General features: G+C 31.8%; 19 protein-coding genes. 7 read left to right on the forward strand and 12 right to left on the reverse strand.

Features of this window, described 5'->3' with window-relative positions:
* Positions 1–2: 2 nt before the first annotated feature.
* On the reverse strand, positions 3–2,273 hold the full coding sequence (locus PKK00_11390) for a T9SS type A sorting domain-containing protein (GenBank protein HNW99002.1): 2,271 nt from the start codon (positions 2,271–2,273) through the stop codon (positions 3–5).
* A gap of 329 nt (positions 2,274–2,602) precedes the next feature.
* On the opposite strand from PKK00_11390, the gene PKK00_11395 reads away from it, so the two are divergent.
* The gene (locus PKK00_11395; protein HNW99003.1) at positions 2,603–3,442 is read left to right on the forward strand and encodes a hypothetical protein; all 840 of its coding nucleotides are present in this window, start codon (positions 2,603–2,605) and stop codon (positions 3,440–3,442) included.
* Between the two features lie 307 nt (positions 3,443–3,749).
* On the opposite strand, the gene PKK00_11400 is transcribed toward PKK00_11395, so the two are convergent.
* The 8 genes from PKK00_11400 to glpK form a co-directional block, all read right to left on the reverse strand.
* Complete coding sequence (locus tag PKK00_11400) at positions 3,750–4,073, reverse strand: hypothetical protein (GenBank protein ID HNW99004.1); 324 nt, start codon at positions 4,071–4,073, stop codon at positions 3,750–3,752.
* A 33-nt stretch (positions 4,074–4,106) separates the two neighbouring features.
* The gene (locus tag PKK00_11405; GenBank protein ID HNW99005.1) at positions 4,107–4,403 is read right to left on the reverse strand and encodes a hypothetical protein; all 297 of its coding nucleotides are present in this window, start codon (positions 4,401–4,403) and stop codon (positions 4,107–4,109) included.
* Between the two features lie 496 nt (positions 4,404–4,899).
* Complete coding sequence (locus PKK00_11410; protein ID HNW99006.1) at positions 4,900–5,634, reverse strand: hypothetical protein; 735 nt, start codon at positions 5,632–5,634, stop codon at positions 4,900–4,902.
* A gap of 49 nt (positions 5,635–5,683) precedes the next feature.
* Entirely contained in the window at positions 5,684–6,403 is a 720-nt protein-coding gene (locus PKK00_11415; protein HNW99007.1) for a fibrobacter succinogenes major paralogous domain-containing protein, read from the reverse strand.
* A gap of 44 nt (positions 6,404–6,447) precedes the next feature.
* Positions 6,448–6,678, reverse strand: coding sequence for a hypothetical protein (locus tag PKK00_11420; GenBank protein HNW99008.1), 231 nt, complete (start codon positions 6,676–6,678; stop codon positions 6,448–6,450).
* 94 nt (positions 6,679–6,772) lie between these two features.
* Positions 6,773–7,408, reverse strand: a complete 636-nt coding sequence (locus tag PKK00_11425) for a hypothetical protein (GenBank protein HNW99009.1) — start codon at positions 7,406–7,408, stop codon at positions 6,773–6,775.
* A complete protein-coding gene (locus tag PKK00_11430; GenBank protein ID HNW99010.1) occupies positions 7,395–8,315 on the reverse strand; it encodes a DnaJ domain-containing protein in 921 nt (306 codons plus the stop codon). The genes PKK00_11425 and PKK00_11430 overlap by 14 nt, the downstream gene beginning before the upstream one ends.
* Positions 8,316–8,643: 328 nt before the next feature.
* On the reverse strand, positions 8,644–10,146 hold the full coding sequence (gene glpK, locus PKK00_11435) for a glycerol kinase GlpK (GenBank protein ID HNW99011.1): 1,503 nt from the start codon (positions 10,144–10,146) through the stop codon (positions 8,644–8,646).
* A 60-nt stretch (positions 10,147–10,206) separates the two neighbouring features.
* Between glpK and PKK00_11440 the strand changes: the two genes are divergently transcribed.
* The 5 genes from PKK00_11440 to PKK00_11460 all read left to right on the forward strand — a co-directional run bounded on the left by PKK00_11440 (position 10,207) and on the right by PKK00_11460 (position 14,907).
* Positions 10,207–11,130 (forward strand): alpha/beta hydrolase, encoded by a 924-nt coding sequence (locus PKK00_11440; protein HNW99012.1) that lies wholly within the window; start codon positions 10,207–10,209, stop codon positions 11,128–11,130.
* Positions 11,109–12,647 (forward strand): hypothetical protein, encoded by a 1,539-nt coding sequence (locus tag PKK00_11445; GenBank protein ID HNW99013.1) that lies wholly within the window; start codon positions 11,109–11,111, stop codon positions 12,645–12,647. The genes PKK00_11440 and PKK00_11445 overlap by 22 nt, the downstream gene beginning before the upstream one ends.
* Complete coding sequence (locus tag PKK00_11450) at positions 12,644–13,609, forward strand: NAD-dependent epimerase/dehydratase family protein (protein ID HNW99014.1); 966 nt, start codon at positions 12,644–12,646, stop codon at positions 13,607–13,609. The genes PKK00_11445 and PKK00_11450 overlap by 4 nt, the downstream gene beginning before the upstream one ends.
* Positions 13,610–13,705: 96 nt before the next feature.
* Complete coding sequence (locus PKK00_11455) at positions 13,706–14,437, forward strand: glycosyltransferase family 2 protein (GenBank protein HNW99015.1); 732 nt, start codon at positions 13,706–13,708, stop codon at positions 14,435–14,437.
* A gap of 5 nt (positions 14,438–14,442) precedes the next feature.
* Positions 14,443–14,907 carry a hypothetical protein gene (locus PKK00_11460; GenBank protein ID HNW99016.1) on the forward strand — a complete coding sequence of 155 codons (465 nt, stop codon included), beginning with the start codon at positions 14,443–14,445 and terminating at the stop codon, positions 14,905–14,907.
* Positions 14,908–14,945: 38 nt separating this feature from the next.
* Here the strand turns inward: PKK00_11460 and PKK00_11465 are convergent, their stop codons facing one another.
* A complete protein-coding gene (locus tag PKK00_11465) occupies positions 14,946–15,317 on the reverse strand; it encodes a lipocalin family protein (protein ID HNW99017.1) in 372 nt (123 codons plus the stop codon).
* Positions 15,318–15,698: 381 nt separating this feature from the next.
* Positions 15,699–17,348, reverse strand: a complete 1,650-nt coding sequence (locus tag PKK00_11470; GenBank protein ID HNW99018.1) for an amidohydrolase — start codon at positions 17,346–17,348, stop codon at positions 15,699–15,701.
* Between the two features lie 120 nt (positions 17,349–17,468).
* On the opposite strand from PKK00_11470, the gene PKK00_11475 reads away from it, so the two are divergent.
* The gene (locus tag PKK00_11475; GenBank protein ID HNW99019.1) at positions 17,469–18,023 is read left to right on the forward strand and encodes a hypothetical protein; all 555 of its coding nucleotides are present in this window, start codon (positions 17,469–17,471) and stop codon (positions 18,021–18,023) included.
* 36 nt (positions 18,024–18,059) lie between these two features.
* Here PKK00_11475 and PKK00_11480 read toward each other — a convergent pair whose 3' ends face one another.
* On the reverse strand, positions 18,060–18,590 hold the full coding sequence (locus PKK00_11480; GenBank protein ID HNW99020.1) for a GNAT family N-acetyltransferase: 531 nt from the start codon (positions 18,588–18,590) through the stop codon (positions 18,060–18,062).
* Positions 18,591–18,887 lie beyond the last annotated feature (297 nt).

The following is an 18,887-nucleotide window of genomic DNA, read 5'->3' on the forward strand; positions in this document are numbered from 1 at the left end:
AATCACTTGTTAATAACAAACCGATGAGAAATATTTATATCCTTATTATTGGATATACTTAAAAAATAAATTCCATTATCAAGGTTCGTCGTATCAATTTCAATATCTTGAGAGGTATTTACAGTTTGTTTATACTTTCTAATTATTTGTCCATTTGTTGTGAAAATTTTTATTGTTACATCTCCTTTAATACTATTTATAATATGAACAAAAATCCTGTCGTTAGCTGGATTTGGATATGCAATAATATTAAAATCATTATTTGAAGAATTGAATTCTGTTATTCCTGATGCAATACCTCCTTTTTTAAATTCAAGCAGACCGCCAGCTTTTGTACATATCCATTTATTTCCCCATGGATCAACTTTAATTTTATTAATAATATCTTCTGTCAGTTCTGAGTTATCAGAATTATAATTGGTCCATTGATTAGTAACCCTGTCCAATGACGAAAAACCTCTGCGGGAAGCTATCCATATTAATGAATCACCTTCATAATCCACATCGTATATTGTCATTGAAGGAAAGTTTACAGAGTTTGTGTCATATAATGTCCATATATTATTAGGGGAATCATATTTTGCAAGTCCTTTATCAGTAGCAATCCAGAAAAAACTGCTATCATCCTGAATCACTGCATAAGTAGTATATGAAGGTATTTGAGAATTTGCAGGACTATATACTTCCCACGGCCAATAAACAGAATTATTTGCCAGACCATTATTTGTAGAAATCCAGGTAACATTATCTTTATCAGAAATGATTGAGGTAACATAATTCGATGGCAAAGCTGCAGGATAATTGGTTGTTGCATTCCAGTTAACAAAATTAGTGTCGATATTTTTAAAAACCCCATAGTCGCTGGCAATCCATCTGTCGCCGTTTGCATCAGATGTTATATCATAAACAGAATGTAAAAAAGAATAATTACCAAGGAAATATTTCCAATTTGTTCCATCAAATTTACAAAGCGGACCATCAATAATATTTGAGCTACCTATCCACAAATCATTGTTCTGAAGATAAACTGAATATACTCCATAATATTTTAACCCGGAGTTTTCCGGATTATAAACGGTCCAGTTTGAATTATCTAATTTAGTCAGGCTATTTGATGTTGCTATCCATTTTGTATTAGAATTACTTATTTCAATATCATTAATATAATTTGAAGGGATAGGCCATTCCGAGGTTGTTGCTTTTGTAAATGTAGTTTGATCGAAACGGTATAGCCCGTTATCTGTGCCTATCCAAACGATTTCAGGATTTTCATATTCAACGCAAATGCTTGTAATATTGTTGCTGCCTATATTTGAATTTGATGTATCGTAAACAGCCCAGCTACCATCATAAGTATCCCGCTTAAATAATCCACCGAAACGAGTTCCAACCCACCAATATTGATGCACAGGGGTTGTTGTATATTGAGAAGCCACACAAGTTACATGGTTGTCGGGGAGATTTGAATTAGAAGTATCAAGAACAGTCCAGTGGTTCATTTCATTCAAAGTATCCCATCCAATATGTTCTGCCAATCCATCTTCAGTGCAAACGATAACAGATGAATTCCATGAATCAAAATAAATATAATTTATGTCATCACTTGGAAGTAATGAATTACCGGTATAAACATGAGTCCAGGTACTGTCAGGTATATTATAATAACTGAATCCGCCGCTTGGTGGCGCATTTCCAAACATTGTACCTACAAATAGTTTATCATTATTTGGAGAAATTGCAAGACATCGTACACGTATGCTATGTATATCACTTGCCCCAAAATCAGATGTCCATCCATGTGTGTTGTTATACCTGGCAATTCCGCCATACACCCATGAGTTTAAAAAATCATCGAAATATGAATCACAACCAATGAAAATATCAGTATTAGTTCCGGCAACACTCGTAACTCTGTTTAGGGGTATTTCAGGTATATTGTCGTGATTGTATAAAACCCATTTATTACTATCAGGCAAATAAAATGAAAATCCTTTATTTGTAGCTGCCCATTTTTTTTCAGAGTATAACGATCCTGCAACAAAATTAACCTGGTTAGAAGGTATTGAATTTGCTCCTTTCTTTATAAATGTTGGAGAAAGCGTGGTTTTATTTACAATAACCATCCCGCCTCCGGCTGTTCCTGCAATAATATTGACAGAATCCTGCGAAAGAGAGTTAATTATTTCGCCATTACAATATATTTTCCATTCGGACTGTGAATAAATAATGTAACAGAAATGAAAAAATAAAATAGTAAAAATCAGCTTTTTCATAAATTCGATTTTAGTTAAAAATTTAACTGTAAAGTTAGTAAATTTCATTCCTGATTTCAAACTTTAATAATCATGTAGGCAGGGCAAACGCATCTAAATTAATACAAATACTATGAAGTTCAAGTGTTTATAAAAATACATAATTCAAATATTTTTAATTTTTGATTAAATTTTTAAAAATGATTTCAGTGTTTTCAATGGTTGTAGAAGCTAAAATTTAGATGCGTTTGCCCTGAATCATGTAGTATTTTCGTTACTATATTCATTATTTTTACCAATTAATTATTTAAATAAAAATTATGATGATGATTTTATTTAATTCAGAAAAAATGAAACGATTTTTTTTCTGTATACTGGTATTTACAATAACATTATGCAAGGCTCAGGAACCTAAAGATTATTCTTGTAACCCATATGTAAAATATAGTGTGGACAGTACACATGGGCAATATAAGATTTCGTATACTTTTCAGGATAATTTTAATTTATATCGAACATTTACCTGGTATTACGACATTGCTCAAACAAAAAAAGATATTGCCCGTTTTGGTGTTCCTGTTTCGTATTACGAAAATATTTCATCACATGACACTATGGGCAAACAGCGAAAACAAATGATCAAACACGGTTTCTTCATGCAAAGCGGACAATATCTGAAACCCGACAGAAGCGCTGTAATATCATTTTACAAGCCTTATTGCAAAGCTATAGCTGGTGGAATTACTAACTTACTCATTGAAGAAAACAGGAACTCAAGGATTAACCGCATAAAAATGGCGATATCTTTTGTACAGGACATTCCATATGGTGTTCCTGAAATAAAAGACAGCACATGGGAAGTGTATGGATTATTTACACCGCCGGAGCTGCTTCTTAAAATGTTTGGTGATTGTGATTCAAAAGCAATTTTACTTTCATGTATTTTATCGTACCTTATTAATACTAATGATATCCTTTTATTATACCAGGGACATAATCATGCTCTTGTTGCGATAAAAGGCGAACCTAGTCCACAGCAAAAATATATCGAAATCGAAAATAAAAAATTTATTATTGCCGATGTTACAGGTCCGTTAAAATTAGCATGGGGCGACGATGGAGATAAGTTCGATTCGGCAGTTGGTTATAAAGTTGAGAAATTAAGAGTAAGAAGTTATTGGTTTAGGTAAAGATAATTAGTTATTGAGTTATAAAGTTATTAGTTATTTAGAAATCTGTATTTATCTACTATCTCTTTTGATTCTTTTAATCCTAATTTTAACTCCTTATGCACTAAGGCTACTGCATCAATAAGCTTACCTTGTTGAACGAGTTCAATTATACTTCGGCTATTCGAGTTTGCAAAAAAGGCAATCTCGAACACTCAGTATAACTGAATCTAAGCATTTTTGCTTTAGCAAACTTGCCAAGATTCAGTATAATTTCTTTTCTAATTCAGGGCTGATGTTTTCCATACAATGGGAGATTAGGATTTAATTAACTTTTATTAGTATCAAGCTTAAGTGGTATGATTACATTATTTTTTAAGCGTATAAAATAATCGGGCTCTCTTCCTGACCCTGCAATTTTGCCTTTGTATTTATCAAATTCATTCCATGCTTGAGCCATGTATGAATAATACTGATGATCTTCATTAATATTTGTAATTGGTTTTAAAATAATTTTTTCTATTTCGGATCTAACTTTATCGGTTTCAGAATTTTCTATTAATTCGCAATAAAAAGTTAAAAGCTTATCAATTATATCAATGTTTCTTTTATTACCATAATAAGGGTTTCCGCTAAGCTTGTGAATCATCATCCCTATGCAATAAGTATATTAGAATAAAGACTTTTATTTTATTTTAATTAAAGAAGCAATAAACTGTTTTACAAAATTTGAAGCAACAATAGGTATTTGAATAGTATTATTTGATTTTAAATTTCCTAAATCAAATATCATGTTATCTCTTTTATCTTTTTTTTCTATTTCTATAAAGTAGAACATTCTACAGATATAAAAAACGTAATAGAATGTTTTAATATTATCTCCGATTCTCAAAGGGTTAATAACGGTATTAGTAATTAATTCGGAGGATTTTTCTTTTTCACATAACCAAAAACCTATTCTATATTTTTCCTCTGGAATCAATATGTCATTGTATATAATTTTACGAATAATTTCTTCATGTTCCTTTAAATTTATTTCACAAAAAAAAGTATTATTCGAGATACTCGCTCTCCATAAAATTGAAAGAAGAAATAACTTGAATTTTTTATACTCTATATTTGAAACTTCTAATATTTTTACTCCATTCGAACTGATAATTCTTTTAATTAGTTTTTTATCATCCCTGAAATTATTATCAAAAAGAGTATTGGCAGCATATCTTTCTTTTTTCCCTAATATATTGTTATCACAGTCAGCACATAAAATATTTGATTCAAAAATACCTGTTTGAAAGATTTTCTTATTATTTTTTTTATTTGTTGAAAATGATATGATACGATACGATTGTCTTCATCGTATATCTCACGATACATAAAATCAGGAATTATGTGAGATTTCTTTATTAATGGCTTATCTTTTAAACAAAGTTTGCAAATCATATTTCTATATACTTTTTAATCTTCCCAATATTCAGTTATTAATTTTCATTTAGTTTTCTTACTATTTCCGCAAGTAACACATCTAAATCTTGAGAAAAATTTACTTGCGTTGCATTTGGTAATATTTCTTTTTTTCTAATGGTTTCATGCAAATAGCTGTCCGCAATATTTTTTAATGAATTATTTAAGTGGTTCAAGTTTTTTTTTAAACTTTGCCCACCACTATAATTATTAGATACTTCAGCAAAATTATTAAAACTAAAAATTGGTGGTATATGATTTAAAATAGAACGAACAATCATAACGACTGATAAATAATTACCTCGAAAAAAATTATCATTTAACTCTTCACAAAACCGAATAAGTTTTGTCAAATCATAATCAGGATGAGAGATATTTTTTAGTTCTTCAATTCTTGAAATATCAACAAAAACATTTAATGGTTTTGATTCTTCTCGATGTGATAATTTTCCGAATTCATTATTGCCAATAATTTCAGGTGTGACGTCTTTCCCAAGAAGTTCTAAACATGCAGGTGTAAAATAATATTTAAATGAATTACTTCCACCAATCATTCGATTTGTAATGCATCGTTTTTTAAAGTTGTCAAGATTTTCTACTTTATTATCATACGTATAAATCTTGATTTCTATTAAATTATGAATAGAATATTTTTTACCGTTTATTGTAAAGTTTAATTTTCCCTTATTATAGGCATTTATGACAATTTCAAGGTCATCTTCATTTAGCTCCATTATGTTGTATGGAGGCATATTCGTTATTATTAAAACATTATATTTCATTACTTATTAAATTAACAAATTAAATAAAATAATCTCTTAAACAACGAACAAAATATCCGGTATTCTTATCTTTATATTCTTTTCTGCAGGCAGATTCTAAACAGTAAAATATATCCAAACTCCATACACCGCAATTACTTTCGGTAACACTCCAGAAATCACCCGCTATTCCAATACCGTGAAATAAACCATTGAGGTTACGAGAGCCTCCCGGGATGGCAGTAAAACCGCTGCTGTTATCAGCACCATAATTAGGGCTTTCCCAATGCAATGTGCCTGCTTCCTTCATTTTACCTCCGGCGTAACTTTCTCCGCCTAAAAATTCTGTAAGCATTGTCCATTCATCATCCGATGGTATATGCCACCCTAATGGTGCTAATCCCCTTGAGTCGTTTACTGCATACCAGTTGAAAAGTTTGCCATATATTTTACCATTATCAGGATTATTGTCGTAATAACACCAAGCAGGCTGTTTTTTATTTCCTGCTTCTTTCCATTCTTCAGCAGTTTTAGCTTCAGGAATAATTTCGCCATTTCTAAAATGGCTCACATTTAGGTTTTCAACCATCCATACCTGTGTACCTATTTTTACAGTGTGATAAATATTGCCATCAATTTCTGTTACTGTTTCAGATAACCGATCAAATTCATTTAATAATTTATTAGTAATTGCAAGCGATTTACCAATCCTTATAAGTGAAGTTTCAGAGCGTTTTATTAATGAATTTTCTTCGTTCATATTGCTGATATGTTTCAATAAAGAATTTAAGTTTTGTGCGAATACTATTTCCTTTTAAAAAATATTGTAATGATTAAACTTATTCCTACAATGATGTCAACAATATTCCATAACTCTCTGCCTAAAGAAATCTTTATGAGCGGCTGAAAAAGAATTGCAAGGAAAATATAAATTATCATTTCTGTTTTATTTTGTTTTTCATTTGCTTGATATGCAAGAACTGCAAAACCAATAAGTGCTGCAAACCTTACAAACTGAAAATAACTATAAGGCATTTTTAATAAGCATAGAAAAAATAAAATGCTTAAAATAATTTTGATACTAATATTAATTGACTTCATTGCTAGTTCATATGAAATTTTTATAACTCTATTTACTAAAATTTTCTTTAATCGCCTTTTCAGCACTTTTTGAACCCAACTCTACAGCCTTACAAAAGTCCTCATATGCACCTGTTTTATCATTTATTTCAAGTTCGGCTTTTCCTCTAAAAAAATAGGAAAACGAATCGTTTTCATTATTATTAATTACATGGGTACAATCTTCAATTACACCTTTATAATCTTTATTTTTTTCTTTAGTAATTGCTCTTGAGCTATATAAATGTAAATCATTAGGGTTTAAGTCAATAAGTTTTGACAGATCTTCAATACGCCCTAAATAATCACCTAGTGACTCTTTACATAATCCTCTTTGAAATAAAGCATGTTCATATTTTGGATTTAATTCAATCACCTTAGAATAATACAAAATAGCTTCTTGGTAATTTTTAATATTGAGCCTGAGATTTTGTGCATAATTATTAAGGGCTGCTATATGATTTGGTACTAACTCAATCGCCTTTAAATAATATATACTAGCTTCATTATATTTCCTATGTTTATATTGTAAATCATTCGCTTCTTCAAAATATTTCTCTGCAATTAACTTGTTAGTAATAGTAATCGCATTACAAACTTTTTGCAAAGCACCACTTTCGTATTTTACTAATTTATTTTTCTCCATCTTCCAAATGGTTTAATTGTTCTTGTAATTGGAGTTTTGTTTTAGCAAAGTATTCATCCCAATCCGTAATATTTAAAATTTGTTCGTAAGTTTCGCTTGTTTTAATTTTATTTATTTCCTCGTTCAAATCATGAAGTCTTGCACGCAAGCGTTCTATTTCGGCTTGCAGCGTTTGTTTTTCATTAGCTGTATCTGCTTTGCTTGTGAAGATTTTACCTTGTTGCAAACTTTCTAAAATTTCTGAAACTCTTTTTAAATCGTTTCTTTCATAAGCTGTATTAAGTTCCGTAAATATTTTGTGTGCTGTTTCTTTTTGTGATTCTTCAACCACATCTGGATGGCAGAGTTTACTTGCTTTCCTGTATTTGTCTTTTAATTCTTTTAATTCTTCTTCTGTTAAGTCTGCTATTTTTTCTTCTTTTGTAGCTTCAAAGTTGGTGTAAAAACTTTCATAATCTTTTTCAGCTTCTGCCTGTTGTTTTGTACCCTTGCTTTTCTCTTTTCTGTATTTTAAAATCTTTATTATTAATTCGCCTAATTCTTTATTATGTCTTACGCTAAACTCATATATTAATTTATCTAATTCAACTTTTTCATCACTTAGCTGTTGTATCTCGTACTCCAATGCTTTAGCTTCAAAGCGCAGGGCTTCAATTTCGGGGTCAATATAAATTGCCACCTGATGATGTTTATTAATAAATATTTCAATTTCTTTTACTGCAATTCCATAAGATTTTTGTTGAAGATGTTTTATTATGCTTTTTACAGTATCATCTAAAACTAATTTTTGTAGTTTATCAATCTGTTCCGAAATTTCATTTTCTTCTTCCAAAGAAATAAGGTTCTTTATTAATTCAAGCCGTTTGATGATTTTCGTAAAGTCTATTATTGAATTATTTTTTGTCATTATTGATTTTATTAATAAACATTAATAACGAATTTTAAATATTGAATTCTCTATCGCTTCAGTTTTTTTTATTTTTAAAATAAGCTTGTGTTTGCATTTGCTTTTGTTATTTGAATTTCAAATATATGAAATTTTGGGATCATTATTATTAACACCGGCAAGACATTATATATTATAGGTATTTGCAACTTTCCTTTGCATTATAAGGGAAGTTACGCTTTTTATACCCCAATAATGAAGTTCGAATTTTTAAATTCCAAGTTTTACTTCATCATTCAATATTGGATGTTGGTTATTCGATATTATTTCAGGGCATTTAAAATCTGATTTATTCATACCAGTTCATAACCCTGCTTACGGCTTTCTTCCAGCCTTTATAAAGTTTTTCTCTTTCTTTATTTGTCATTCGGGATTTAAATGATGTTTTATTTTTTTTCAATTTCATGATTTCAGTTTTTGTCCAGAAACCGCACTGAATGCCAGCCATAAGAGCAACACCCAAAGCAGTCTGTTCCGATTGCTCTGATTTCTCAACAGCAATATTTAAAATATCAGACTGAAATTGCATTAAAAAATTATTAGCCGTAGCGCCACCATCTACTTTCAACGATTTTATTTTAATTCCCGAATCTTCTTCCATTGAAACGATTACATCTTTCGTTTGAAAAGCAATCGCTTCGAGTACTGCTCTTGCAATATCAGGGATTCCCGTATCGCGCTTTAATCCTATTAATGCGCCACATGCATCCATATCCCAGTAAGGTGTTCCCAATCCTGAAAATGCAGGAACAAAATATACTTCTTTACGCTCCTTTACTTTCATGGCTAACTTTTCGGAATCGGAAGCTTTGGAAATAATTTTCAAATTATCGCGCAGCCATTGAACGGCAGCGCCTGCAATAAAAACACTTCCTTCAAGCGCATATTCAATTTTGTTATCAATTCCCCAGGCAATAGTTGTTAGCAAACCATTTGCTGAAATTATTTTTCTTTCTCCTGTGTTCATCAACATAAAGCATCCTGTACCATATGTATTTTTTATCATTCCTTCTTCCCGGCAACCATGACCGAATAATGCTGCCTGCTGATCGCCGGCAATACCGCATACAGGAATAGAAACATGATTAAATATTTTTTTATCCGTATTTCCTAAAAAGCTGGATGATGGTTTTACTTCCGGTAAAATACTTTCAGGAATATCAAATATTTTAAGCAGTTCCTTATCCCAGCACAATGTTGAAATATTAAAAAGCATGGTACGCGAGGCATTGCTGTAATCAGTAAAATGACTTTTTCCTTTTGTAAGTTTCCACAACAACCATGTGTCGATGGTTCCAAAAAGTATTTCTCCTTTTTCAGCTGCTTTACGAACACCTTTTATATTATCAAGAATCCATTTTATTTTAAATGCAGAAAAATAAGAATCAATAACCAGTCCTGTTTTATCTTTTACCAAATCAGCATAACCGTCATTTTTCATTTTATGACAAAATGCATTCGTGCGTGTATCCTGCCATACAATAGCATTATAAACAGGCTTACCTGTATTTTTATTCCACAGGATAGTCGTTTCGCGTTGATTTGTAATGCCTATTGCTGCAATGCTTTCGGGATACAAGCCTGTTTTTACAAGCACATCTTTGCAAACTTCAATTTGTGTTTTATAAATTTCTTCAGGATTATGTTCAACCCATCCTTGTTCTGGAAAAATCTGTTTTATTTCTTTTTGCGATACACTTTTAGCAACTGCATTTTTATCGAAAAGTATTGCACGGCAACTTGTTGTTCCCTGGTCAATTGAGAGAATATACTTTTTTTGTGTAGAATTCATTAAAAAAAATTAAGATTCATGACAAAAATAAATATTAACTTGCAAACGTATTTTTAAAAATTGAAAAAAGAAATATTTTCATATAAACCAGAACCGGGTGTAGAAATAAAATATCTGCGCTGGCTGCCTGATATCAAGGCAAGAGCTACATTACAGGTTGTTCACGGCATGGCTGAACATGCATCGCGTTATGATGAATTTGCACGATTCATGAATGCAAATGGTTATGCAGTATATGCAAATGACCATCGCGGACACGGTCATACTGCCGGAAGTTTTGAGAACACCGGTTATTTTGCTAAAAGCAAAGGCTGGCAGAAAGTGGTGAATGATTGTAAAGGACTTACGGAAATAATAAAAAAAGAAAATTCCGAGCTTCCTGTGTATATTCTCGGTCATAGCATGGGTTCGTTTATTGTTCGTGATATCATTTCACAAAATGGAGAAAACTATAAAGGAGCTATTTTATCAGGTACTGCCTGGAATCCTTTCATGATGCTGCTTTCGGGAAGGTTCGTTGCTAAAATGCAGGAATTATTTTCAGGAAAAAAACACAGGAGCAAACTACTTGATAAATTATCGTTTGGCAGTTTTAATAAAAAGTTCAAACCAAACCGAACTCAATTCGATTGGTTAAGCCGCACACCTGAACTGGTTGACCGGTATGTAAAAGATAAATTCTGCGGATTTATTTGTACCGCAGGTTTTTTTGATGATATGTTCGGAGGTATCTTAAAAATTCAGAAAAAGAAAGTTATAAAAAAAACGCCTTCGAATCTACCGATATTATTAGCCTGCGGCGAAAATGACCCTGTAGGTAATTTTACCGAAGGAGTAAAAGAAGTGTATAAAAAATATAAAAGTTGTGGGATAAAAGATATTGAACTTAAAATATACTTCCAGGGAAGGCATGAAATATTTAATGAAATCAACCGCAACGAAGTGTATGGCGATATGCTGAGATGGATGGACTTTCGCTTATGATAACATTTGCCAGGGAAATATGGAATAATGAAGATAAGGTTTTTGCACGCGGAATGTTGATTGCATTTATAGCGTGCATTCTTTTTTATATCGGGCTTATTGTATTTGCAATAGGCGATGGTCGTTATGGTTTTATTCATGATGATGAATTCAATTATGTTGCTGCAGCAAAATTATTTTCCGAGACATATGCTGTACGCGCCCCATTGTGCATGATGGAAGAAGTATCGAAAATACTTGGAGCTAACTGGTATGGGTTTTCTTACAATATTTTTTACGGGGTTTTCTATATTATTTTTGGCGAACACTCAATCCTATTTATATTAATAAATGCACTTTTTCTTATCCTTTGTTTGGCGCTTATTTTAAAATCATTTGCAACTTCATATAATAAGATTTTTGCTATGTTGATGTTGCTGCTCTCCTACCCTGTTATGGTTTATACATTTATGTTCTTTCCTGAAATATTGCATATTTTCCTTGCTTTAATACAGTTCATGCTGCTTTATAAAATCTACCAGATTTATTTATCCAAAGGGAATTATGGTCAGCCTGTTTTTATGTTTGTTGTATTATCGCTTGTATTTTCATTATTTCGTGTAACATCCGTATTCTGGATTGCAGGCATCATTCCGTTTTATAAAAACCCAAAACAATTCATCAACCGGATTGTTGTATTTATTGCATCGGTAGTTCTTGTAATGGTATATATGCATTACTTCATTGCACCGGCATTTGTATATCCAATGAGTTCAATAGAGTCGCTGAAACGATTTCAGCTCGATACCTTCTTTAAAATGTGGATAAAATATGCAGGTTATAATTTTAACACCCTGGTTTCATTTACCATTAAAGAGCCCCAGGTTTTTATTTTAATGTTTTTGTTTTTATATGCTGTATTAAAATCATTTTATAAAAAAGAGAAATTATTTCTTTCTGCTGTACTGATTTGTCTTTGTTATTTTTTCGCGCTAATCAGTTTTTATAATGTGGTTCCTTTTTATTTTTCAAAACAAACGGCCGTATTATATCCATTGCTTATCGGAGCGCTTACATTTTCATCGTCGCTGTCGGTACGAAAATTCGCTATACTCTGTATGCTGGTAGCTTTTCCATTTAATTTCAAATCGGCAACATTGGAAATCATCAAACGCAAAAATTCCGGCGTTGAATTGGAAACAAAATATGCAAACCAGGTTTCGGAACTAAAAAAAATATCACAACTTGTAGATCAGGATAAACGTAATCTTATTGAATTTATTCATTACGAATATAAATTTCCACGTTATATTTTTTATGAAGCATTGCCATTAAGCAACAAAAATAAATATCCTATTACGTATACAGCCAGCTTATACAATGAAAGCCTTTATCCAGATATGGATTATAACGACCGTTTTGTACGTTACAAAAGGCTTAAAGTAAATTACGTACTTTCGCGCGATTCATTAAATATTGAAAAGCTTGAAATGATATATCATTCTCCGTATTATAATTTATATAAAGACAACCGATGACTAACATCATTATAACAGGAGTTGCAGGATTTATAGGCTCGAACCTTGCTGCAAAATTACTTGAACAGGGACATAAGGTTATTGGCATCGATAATTTAAGTTATGGCTTTGAAAGGAATATCCTGCCAATTAAAAAACACAAAAACTTTATTTTCATTTATGGCGATATCGCTAACCCTTATGCTTTAAAAGGGTTCCAGGCTGATGTAATTGTTCATCTTGCTTCGCAAAAAATTCCACGGTACACTAGCGCATTAAGAACGCTGGATGAAAATTATTTAATGCTTAGAAATATTGTTCACAAATGCATTGAAGACAAATCGAAAATTGTGTTTGCATCTACGAGCGATGTTTATGGAAAAAATTCTAAAATACCATTTCGTGAAGATTCCGACCTGGTGCTGGGTCCAACAAATATTAAACGCTGGGCGTATGCCGCATCAAAAATTTATGGGGAACAATATATCATCGCCAACAGCGAAGAATATGATTTGCAATACACCATAACCCGTTTTTTTGGTTCTTACGGAATTAACCAAAACCTTACCTGGTGGGGCGGTCCGCAATCTGTTTTTATTGCAAACGCATTAAAAAAACTTCCTCTTGAAATTCATGGCGATGGAAAACAAACACGAACATTCACTTATGTTGAAGATACAGTAAATGCATTGGTACATTGTATTATCAATCCTAAATCAACAAACGAGGTTTTTAATACCGGCTCAAAAAAATCGGAAGAAATTTCAATAACAGATTTGGCTAAGAAAATATGGATGATGATAAATCCGAATGAAGAAGCCAAATTGAATTTCATTCCTTATTCTACTTTCGGGAAATATGAGGATGTGATGCGACGCGTTCCTGATATCAGCAAGATTAAAGAATATTTTAATTTTGAACCACAGTGGACAATTGATGAAGGATTGAAAATTACTATTGACTGGCAGAAGAAAATAATTTAGATTTGAGATTTACGAATTTAGAATTACGATTTTGAATTCATAGCAAGAAAAAACAGATTAAATTATTGGACAATGAATGACTAAAAATGACAATGAATGACTATTTATTTTCTAATACCTGTATATAACGAAGCTGCAAATTTATCGGAGCTGGCGGTTAACATCACATCAGCATTGCCTTCTGAAAATAAATTTTATCTTTTTGTTGACGATGGTTCTGCTGATAATTCAGTAAATATCATAAAAGAAAAATTTTCAGATAAACCATATTTTATAATTACCAAAGAAAAAAATGAAGGTCCCGGCGATTCATTTAATCGTGGCTTTGAATGGATATTGCAGCATTCAGAAAACAATGAAGATATTGTAATTACTTTGGAAGCGGATAACACATCCGATATTCATCTTTTACCTAAAATGTATTCCATTTTAAATACGGGTTTTGATCTGGTGCTGGCATCAGTATATGCACAGGGCGGTGGGTTTGACAAAACATCTTTTCTTCGTCGTTTGATTTCTTCAATAGCTAATATGATGATGCGATTTGTATTCGATATAAAAATACTTACACTGAGTTCATTTTACAGAGCTTATAAAGTAGACCTTTTGAGAAAAATTAAAAATCAGTATCAAACAGTTATTGAAGAAAAAGGTTTTATTTCAATGCTTGAGATTTTAATAAAATCAATCCGCTTAAATGCAAATATCATTGAAGTCCCGATGATATTGTATTCTAAGAAACGCAAAGGGAAATCAAAAATGAAAAAATTAAAAACGATGATGAGCTATTTTCGTTTTATGATGAAATCAGGGAAATATAAAATTTAAAAAATATGGAACCAACGCCACGTGAATTATTTAAAGCATTAAAATTTATTTATGCAACATTAACAGCAGGAGTAGCAATATTGATTGTTGCTTTTGTAATAGTTAAGCTATCCGAAGAAAGTGCAATTACCGATAAAAATACAATACAATATTTTTGGACAATCTCGATGTTACTCACATTATCGGTAATTCCTGCAACGTATTATTTATTCAAAAAGAAAATTTCAGGGATTTCAGAAGAGCAAACTTTTATTCAAAAACTAATTGTTTACCGATCGGCATTTATTTTAAAAATGGCAATGCTCGAAGCTTGCGGCTTTATCAATATTATATTTTATCAATTAACAGGTAATATGTATATTTTATATGCAGCAATCATTGCGTTGATAATAATGATAATTAACTACCCCAACAAATCAACTATATCAAGCGAACTAAAACTTACTCCTGAAGAAAATGAGCTTTTATAAGATAAAAAAAACGTCCGCTTTCTGGCGGACGTTTTTTATTATTTTTCCAATTGTTTCTCCAAAGTTATTTTTACCGTATCGGTGTTCACTGTAAAAACAAATTCTTTTTCATCAATTGATTTAATATTCCATGTTTCTTTATCTCCACCTTCCGAAGATATTGCTTCTACACTTTTTTCATCTTTTGAAAGCGCCCATGTACCAATTTTTCCATTATTTTCAGCAGCTTTCATTTCAAGTTTTCCGTCAGTGCCAAAAGTAATGGTAGTTTGCAGGTCTTGCGGAGCTAATGTTTCACCTTGCACACTTTTCAGTTTCCAAACTCCTACAACTTTATCTTTTGTTGATTTCCCGCATCCGGCAGCTAAAATAATTAAAGCTGCAAATAACAAATAAATTGCCTTTTTCATTTCAAATAAGTTTTTATAAATAATTTAAGTGATATAAATTTTTGTTTTGCAAAGATGCAAATAATTTTTCTACTTGAAATTAATCTATGCGGTTTTAGAAAAAGTATGCTTCGGCTGAACGAATTTGCATTATTTTGCAAATTCGTTCGCCCAGTATTACTGGATATAAACGACTTTGACCTTGCAAATTCGTCAAGGTTCAGTATAAATCGTATTCATTTATATTTGAAATTGGACTAATTGTTATACCGACAGAAAAGAGTTTTGCAAAAATATTTTTTGTTTTCTTTACGGTATAACTCGTTCTAAACAGTTTTGCCTTTGCAAACCTGGTAAGAACGAGTATAATTTAAAATATCCTATTGAATTTTATGAAAATTATTATTTAACAGCGCTATATACTTTATGCCCGTTGATGTAGGTCATTAAAACTTTTGCTGTAGGAATTTCATTTTCTGGAATAGAAAGAATATCTTTATCAAGCACAACAAAATCGGCATACTTACCTTGTTCAATACTTCCTTTTTCATTTTCTTCAAAAAATGATTTTGCTGCCCAAATGGTCATGGCTTTCAAAGCATCTATACGTGAAAGCGCGTTTTCTTTCTGAAATCCAAATTCAGGAAATCCATTTAAATCTTTCCTGCATATTGCGGCATAATATCCGTAAACAGGATTGATGTTCTCTATCGGGAAATCGCTGCCATTGCATAACCATCCATTTTCTTTCATTAAATTTTTATATGCATATGCATACTTAATACGTTCTTCGCCCAGTCGGTCAGTAGCCCAATACATATCGGATGTTGCATGAACCATATTCACAGCAGGAATGATATTATACTTTCCATATTTATTAATATCCTCAGGTGATACAACTTGCGAATGTTCAATACGCCAGCGATAATCATTAGAAGTTTTAAGGTACTGAGCATAAATATTTAAAATAGTTCTTACAGCTGAATCTCCAATGGCATGCGTGTTTACCTGGTAACCGTATTTGAAAGCCAGTTCACATATTTTTTTCAGTGAGTCTACTGTTGTTACCATTAATCCACAATTTTCAGGGCTGTCGTTATAGGGTTTGAGTAAACAGGCGCCACGTGAACCCAAAGCCCCATCGGCAAACAGCTTAACTGACCTAACATTCATATAAGGAGTTTTATACCTTCCAAAATACATGTAGGTGTTCAAATTTTCTTCAGTAGGATTTATCATTGCATAAACTTTCATTTTCAAAGTTCCTTTTTTCTGCATTGAATCCATCATGCTGATTATTCTTTTGTCAAGCCCTGCATCCCCCACAGAAGTAAGTCCAACACCAAAACAATTGTCGGCAGCGTTAATTAATACTTTAGAAATTTCTTTATCAGAATAATCAGGAATATATTTGTTTACCAGTTCTATTGCGTTATCAACAAGAATACCGGTAAGTTTTCCGTTAACGGTTTCAACAATCCCGCCGCTTACTTTAGTATTAGCATTCACTCCGGCAATCTTTAATGCTGCACTGTTTGCCAATGCGGCATGACCATCAACTCTTATAATCAAAACAGGATTAGAAGGAAATAACGAATCGAGTCTTGATTTTTCAGGGAATTCTTTTATTTCCCAATCATTTTGATCCCATCCTCTGCCCTTTATCCATAATGGTTTTCGTGTTTTATAAAATTCCGAAAGTACATAAAGGACCTCGGTGAAAGATTTTGTTCCTGCCAGGTTCGCTTCAAGCAGCGAATGAGCATAACCATAAAAATGACAATGTGCATCAATAAAACCGGGATAAACAAATTTTCCATCCATATCCACACTTTGTTTAGCATCATATCTTTTTAACATATCGCTTTTTGTGCCCACATCAAGTATCATCCCTTCATTAATCACAAAGCAATCTTTAACAGAGAAGCTTTCATCAACCGTGTAAACATGAGCATTATAAACAATAAGGTCAACCTTCTGTTTTTTTGTATGGCATGAAAATGTAGTAGCAGTCATAGCGACAAGAATAATGAATAAATATTTTCTACACATAACCTATTGATTTACGTAACAAATATATAAAAGCCGAAAATAAAATAAATTAATTAATTCCTGATAATTAAAATGTTTTTTTATTTTTGCAAATAATAAAATAAGTAAAATTTCACAGTTATGAATAAAATGATTATTTCACCAAGAATTGCTTTTATTGCTTTGTTAATTGTTGCAGCAGCTTTTATGCGCCTTATTCCTCACTGGCCTAACTTCACTCCTATTGCAGCTATAGCATTATTTGGCGGTGCATCATTGAACAGGAAATGGCTTGCATTCTTTATTCCTCTTGTTGCAATGTTTGTAAGCGATATGATTATAGGATTTCATAGCTATATGGCTTCGGTATACATTTGTTTTGCTATTACCGTATTTATGGGAATGAGTATTTCTAAAAACAGGAAAGCTTCCCGGATAGCTCTAACATCTGTTGCATCTTCATTATTGTTTTTTATCATAACCAATTTTGCAGTATGGTATGGCAGTCCTTTTTATCCACAAACTTTAGGTGGTTTAATGGGATGTTATGCAGCCGGACTTCCATTCTTTAATGATGGCAGCTTGGGTTTGTCGTTCCTTTTAAATGGAATGATCGGCGATTTGTTCTATAACGGAATATTTTTCGGAGCATTATATTTTGCTTCACTGAAGTTTCCTGTTCTTGCAAAAATTTAGTAAGCTGAAAATACACACCATAAAAAAGAGCCTTAACTAAGGCTCTTTTTTATTTTCTTTATGTTCGGGATGCAATAAACTCAGGCATTCTATATCTTCGAATACATTCTTGTACTTTACATGTTCACGAAGCAATCCTTCCGATTTGAAACCATTTTTTTTTAGTACCTTGCCTGAAGCATGGTTACGACAAAGGTAGTATGCGAATATTTTATGAAGGTTTAATTTTGAAAAACTGAAATTAATAACACCTGCAACAGCTTCGGTACAATAACCTTTTCCCCAGTATTCCTTGCCTATCCAATATCCCAGTTCGGCATGCTGGTGTTTTTTATTAATATATAATCCAATTGATCCGATTAACAATTCTGTTTCTTTCAGGGTGATAGCAAGAATAAGCGAATTGCCTTTCTGGTATTCTTCTTCATGCGAAGATATCCATGATTCAGCAACACCATCAGTATATGGATGCGGCATATTAATAGCGCCCGAAGCTATTGCCTCGTCGCCTGCTAAAAGCTGAACTCTCCGCGAATCCTTTAAATTAAAAGGACGCAGCCTAAGCATCTTCGTTTCAATAACAGGGATTGACGAAACTTTAATCTTCTTTTTAAAATATTTATTTACCAGCGTATAGCTTCCTCCTAAAGTTATGTATCAAATATATGATTTTTTTTAATACAAAACATTCCAAATTAATAATGATATTTTTTATTACAACCTGTTCCATATCGATATATTTTATTTTACTTTGACAAATATTTTAAGTTAAGTAACGAAATTGAATTAATCATAATAAAATGTTTTCACTGTACTAGCCCCCTAAATAGCTGAAATAAATTTGCATAAAAGGTTTGACACTTT

It is taken from the genome of Bacteroidales bacterium, from assembly GCA_035353855.1.
Classification (GTDB): domain Bacteria; phylum Bacteroidota; class Bacteroidia; order Bacteroidales; family CG2-30-32-10; genus DAOQAK01.

Bases quoted from the DNA above. Each gene is read 5' to 3' on its own strand.
- PKK00_11450 (HNW99014.1), top strand. From the start codon at position 12,644: ATGACTAACATCATTATAACAGGAGTTGCAGGATTTATAGGCTCGAAC.
- PKK00_11475 (HNW99019.1), top strand. From the start codon at position 17,469: ATGAATAAAATGATTATTTCACCAAGAATTGCTTTTATTGCTTTGTTA.
- PKK00_11445 (HNW99013.1), top strand. From the start codon at position 11,109: ATGGATGGACTTTCGCTTATGATAACATTTGCCAGGGAAATATGGAAT.
- PKK00_11410 (HNW99006.1), bottom strand. From the start codon at position 5,634: ATGCCTCCATACAACATAATGGAGCTAAATGAAGATGACCTTGAAATT.
- PKK00_11415 (HNW99007.1), bottom strand. From the start codon at position 6,403: ATGAACGAAGAAAATTCATTAATAAAACGCTCTGAAACTTCACTTATA.
- PKK00_11390 (HNW99002.1), bottom strand. From the start codon at position 2,273: ATGAAAAAGCTGATTTTTACTATTTTATTTTTTCATTTCTGTTACATT.
- PKK00_11425 (HNW99009.1), bottom strand. From the start codon at position 7,408: ATGGAGAAAAATAAATTAGTAAAATACGAAAGTGGTGCTTTGCAAAAA.
- glpK (HNW99011.1), bottom strand. From the start codon at position 10,146: ATGAATTCTACACAAAAAAAGTATATTCTCTCAATTGACCAGGGAACA.
- PKK00_11460 (HNW99016.1), top strand. From the start codon at position 14,443: ATGGAACCAACGCCACGTGAATTATTTAAAGCATTAAAATTTATTTAT.
- PKK00_11430 (HNW99010.1), bottom strand. From the start codon at position 8,315: ATGACAAAAAATAATTCAATAATAGACTTTACGAAAATCATCAAACGG.
- PKK00_11420 (HNW99008.1), bottom strand. From the start codon at position 6,678: ATGCCTTATAGTTATTTTCAGTTTGTAAGGTTTGCAGCACTTATTGGT.
- PKK00_11400 (HNW99004.1), bottom strand. From the start codon at position 4,073: ATGATGATTCACAAGCTTAGCGGAAACCCTTATTATGGTAATAAAAGA.
- PKK00_11465 (HNW99017.1), bottom strand. From the start codon at position 15,317: ATGAAAAAGGCAATTTATTTGTTATTTGCAGCTTTAATTATTTTAGCT.
- PKK00_11455 (HNW99015.1), top strand. From the start codon at position 13,706: ATGACTATTTATTTTCTAATACCTGTATATAACGAAGCTGCAAATTTA.
- PKK00_11395 (HNW99003.1), top strand. From the start codon at position 2,603: ATGAAACGATTTTTTTTCTGTATACTGGTATTTACAATAACATTATGC.
- PKK00_11470 (HNW99018.1), bottom strand. From the start codon at position 17,348: ATGTGTAGAAAATATTTATTCATTATTCTTGTCGCTATGACTGCTACT.
- PKK00_11480 (HNW99020.1), bottom strand. From the start codon at position 18,590: ATGCTTAGGCTGCGTCCTTTTAATTTAAAGGATTCGCGGAGAGTTCAG.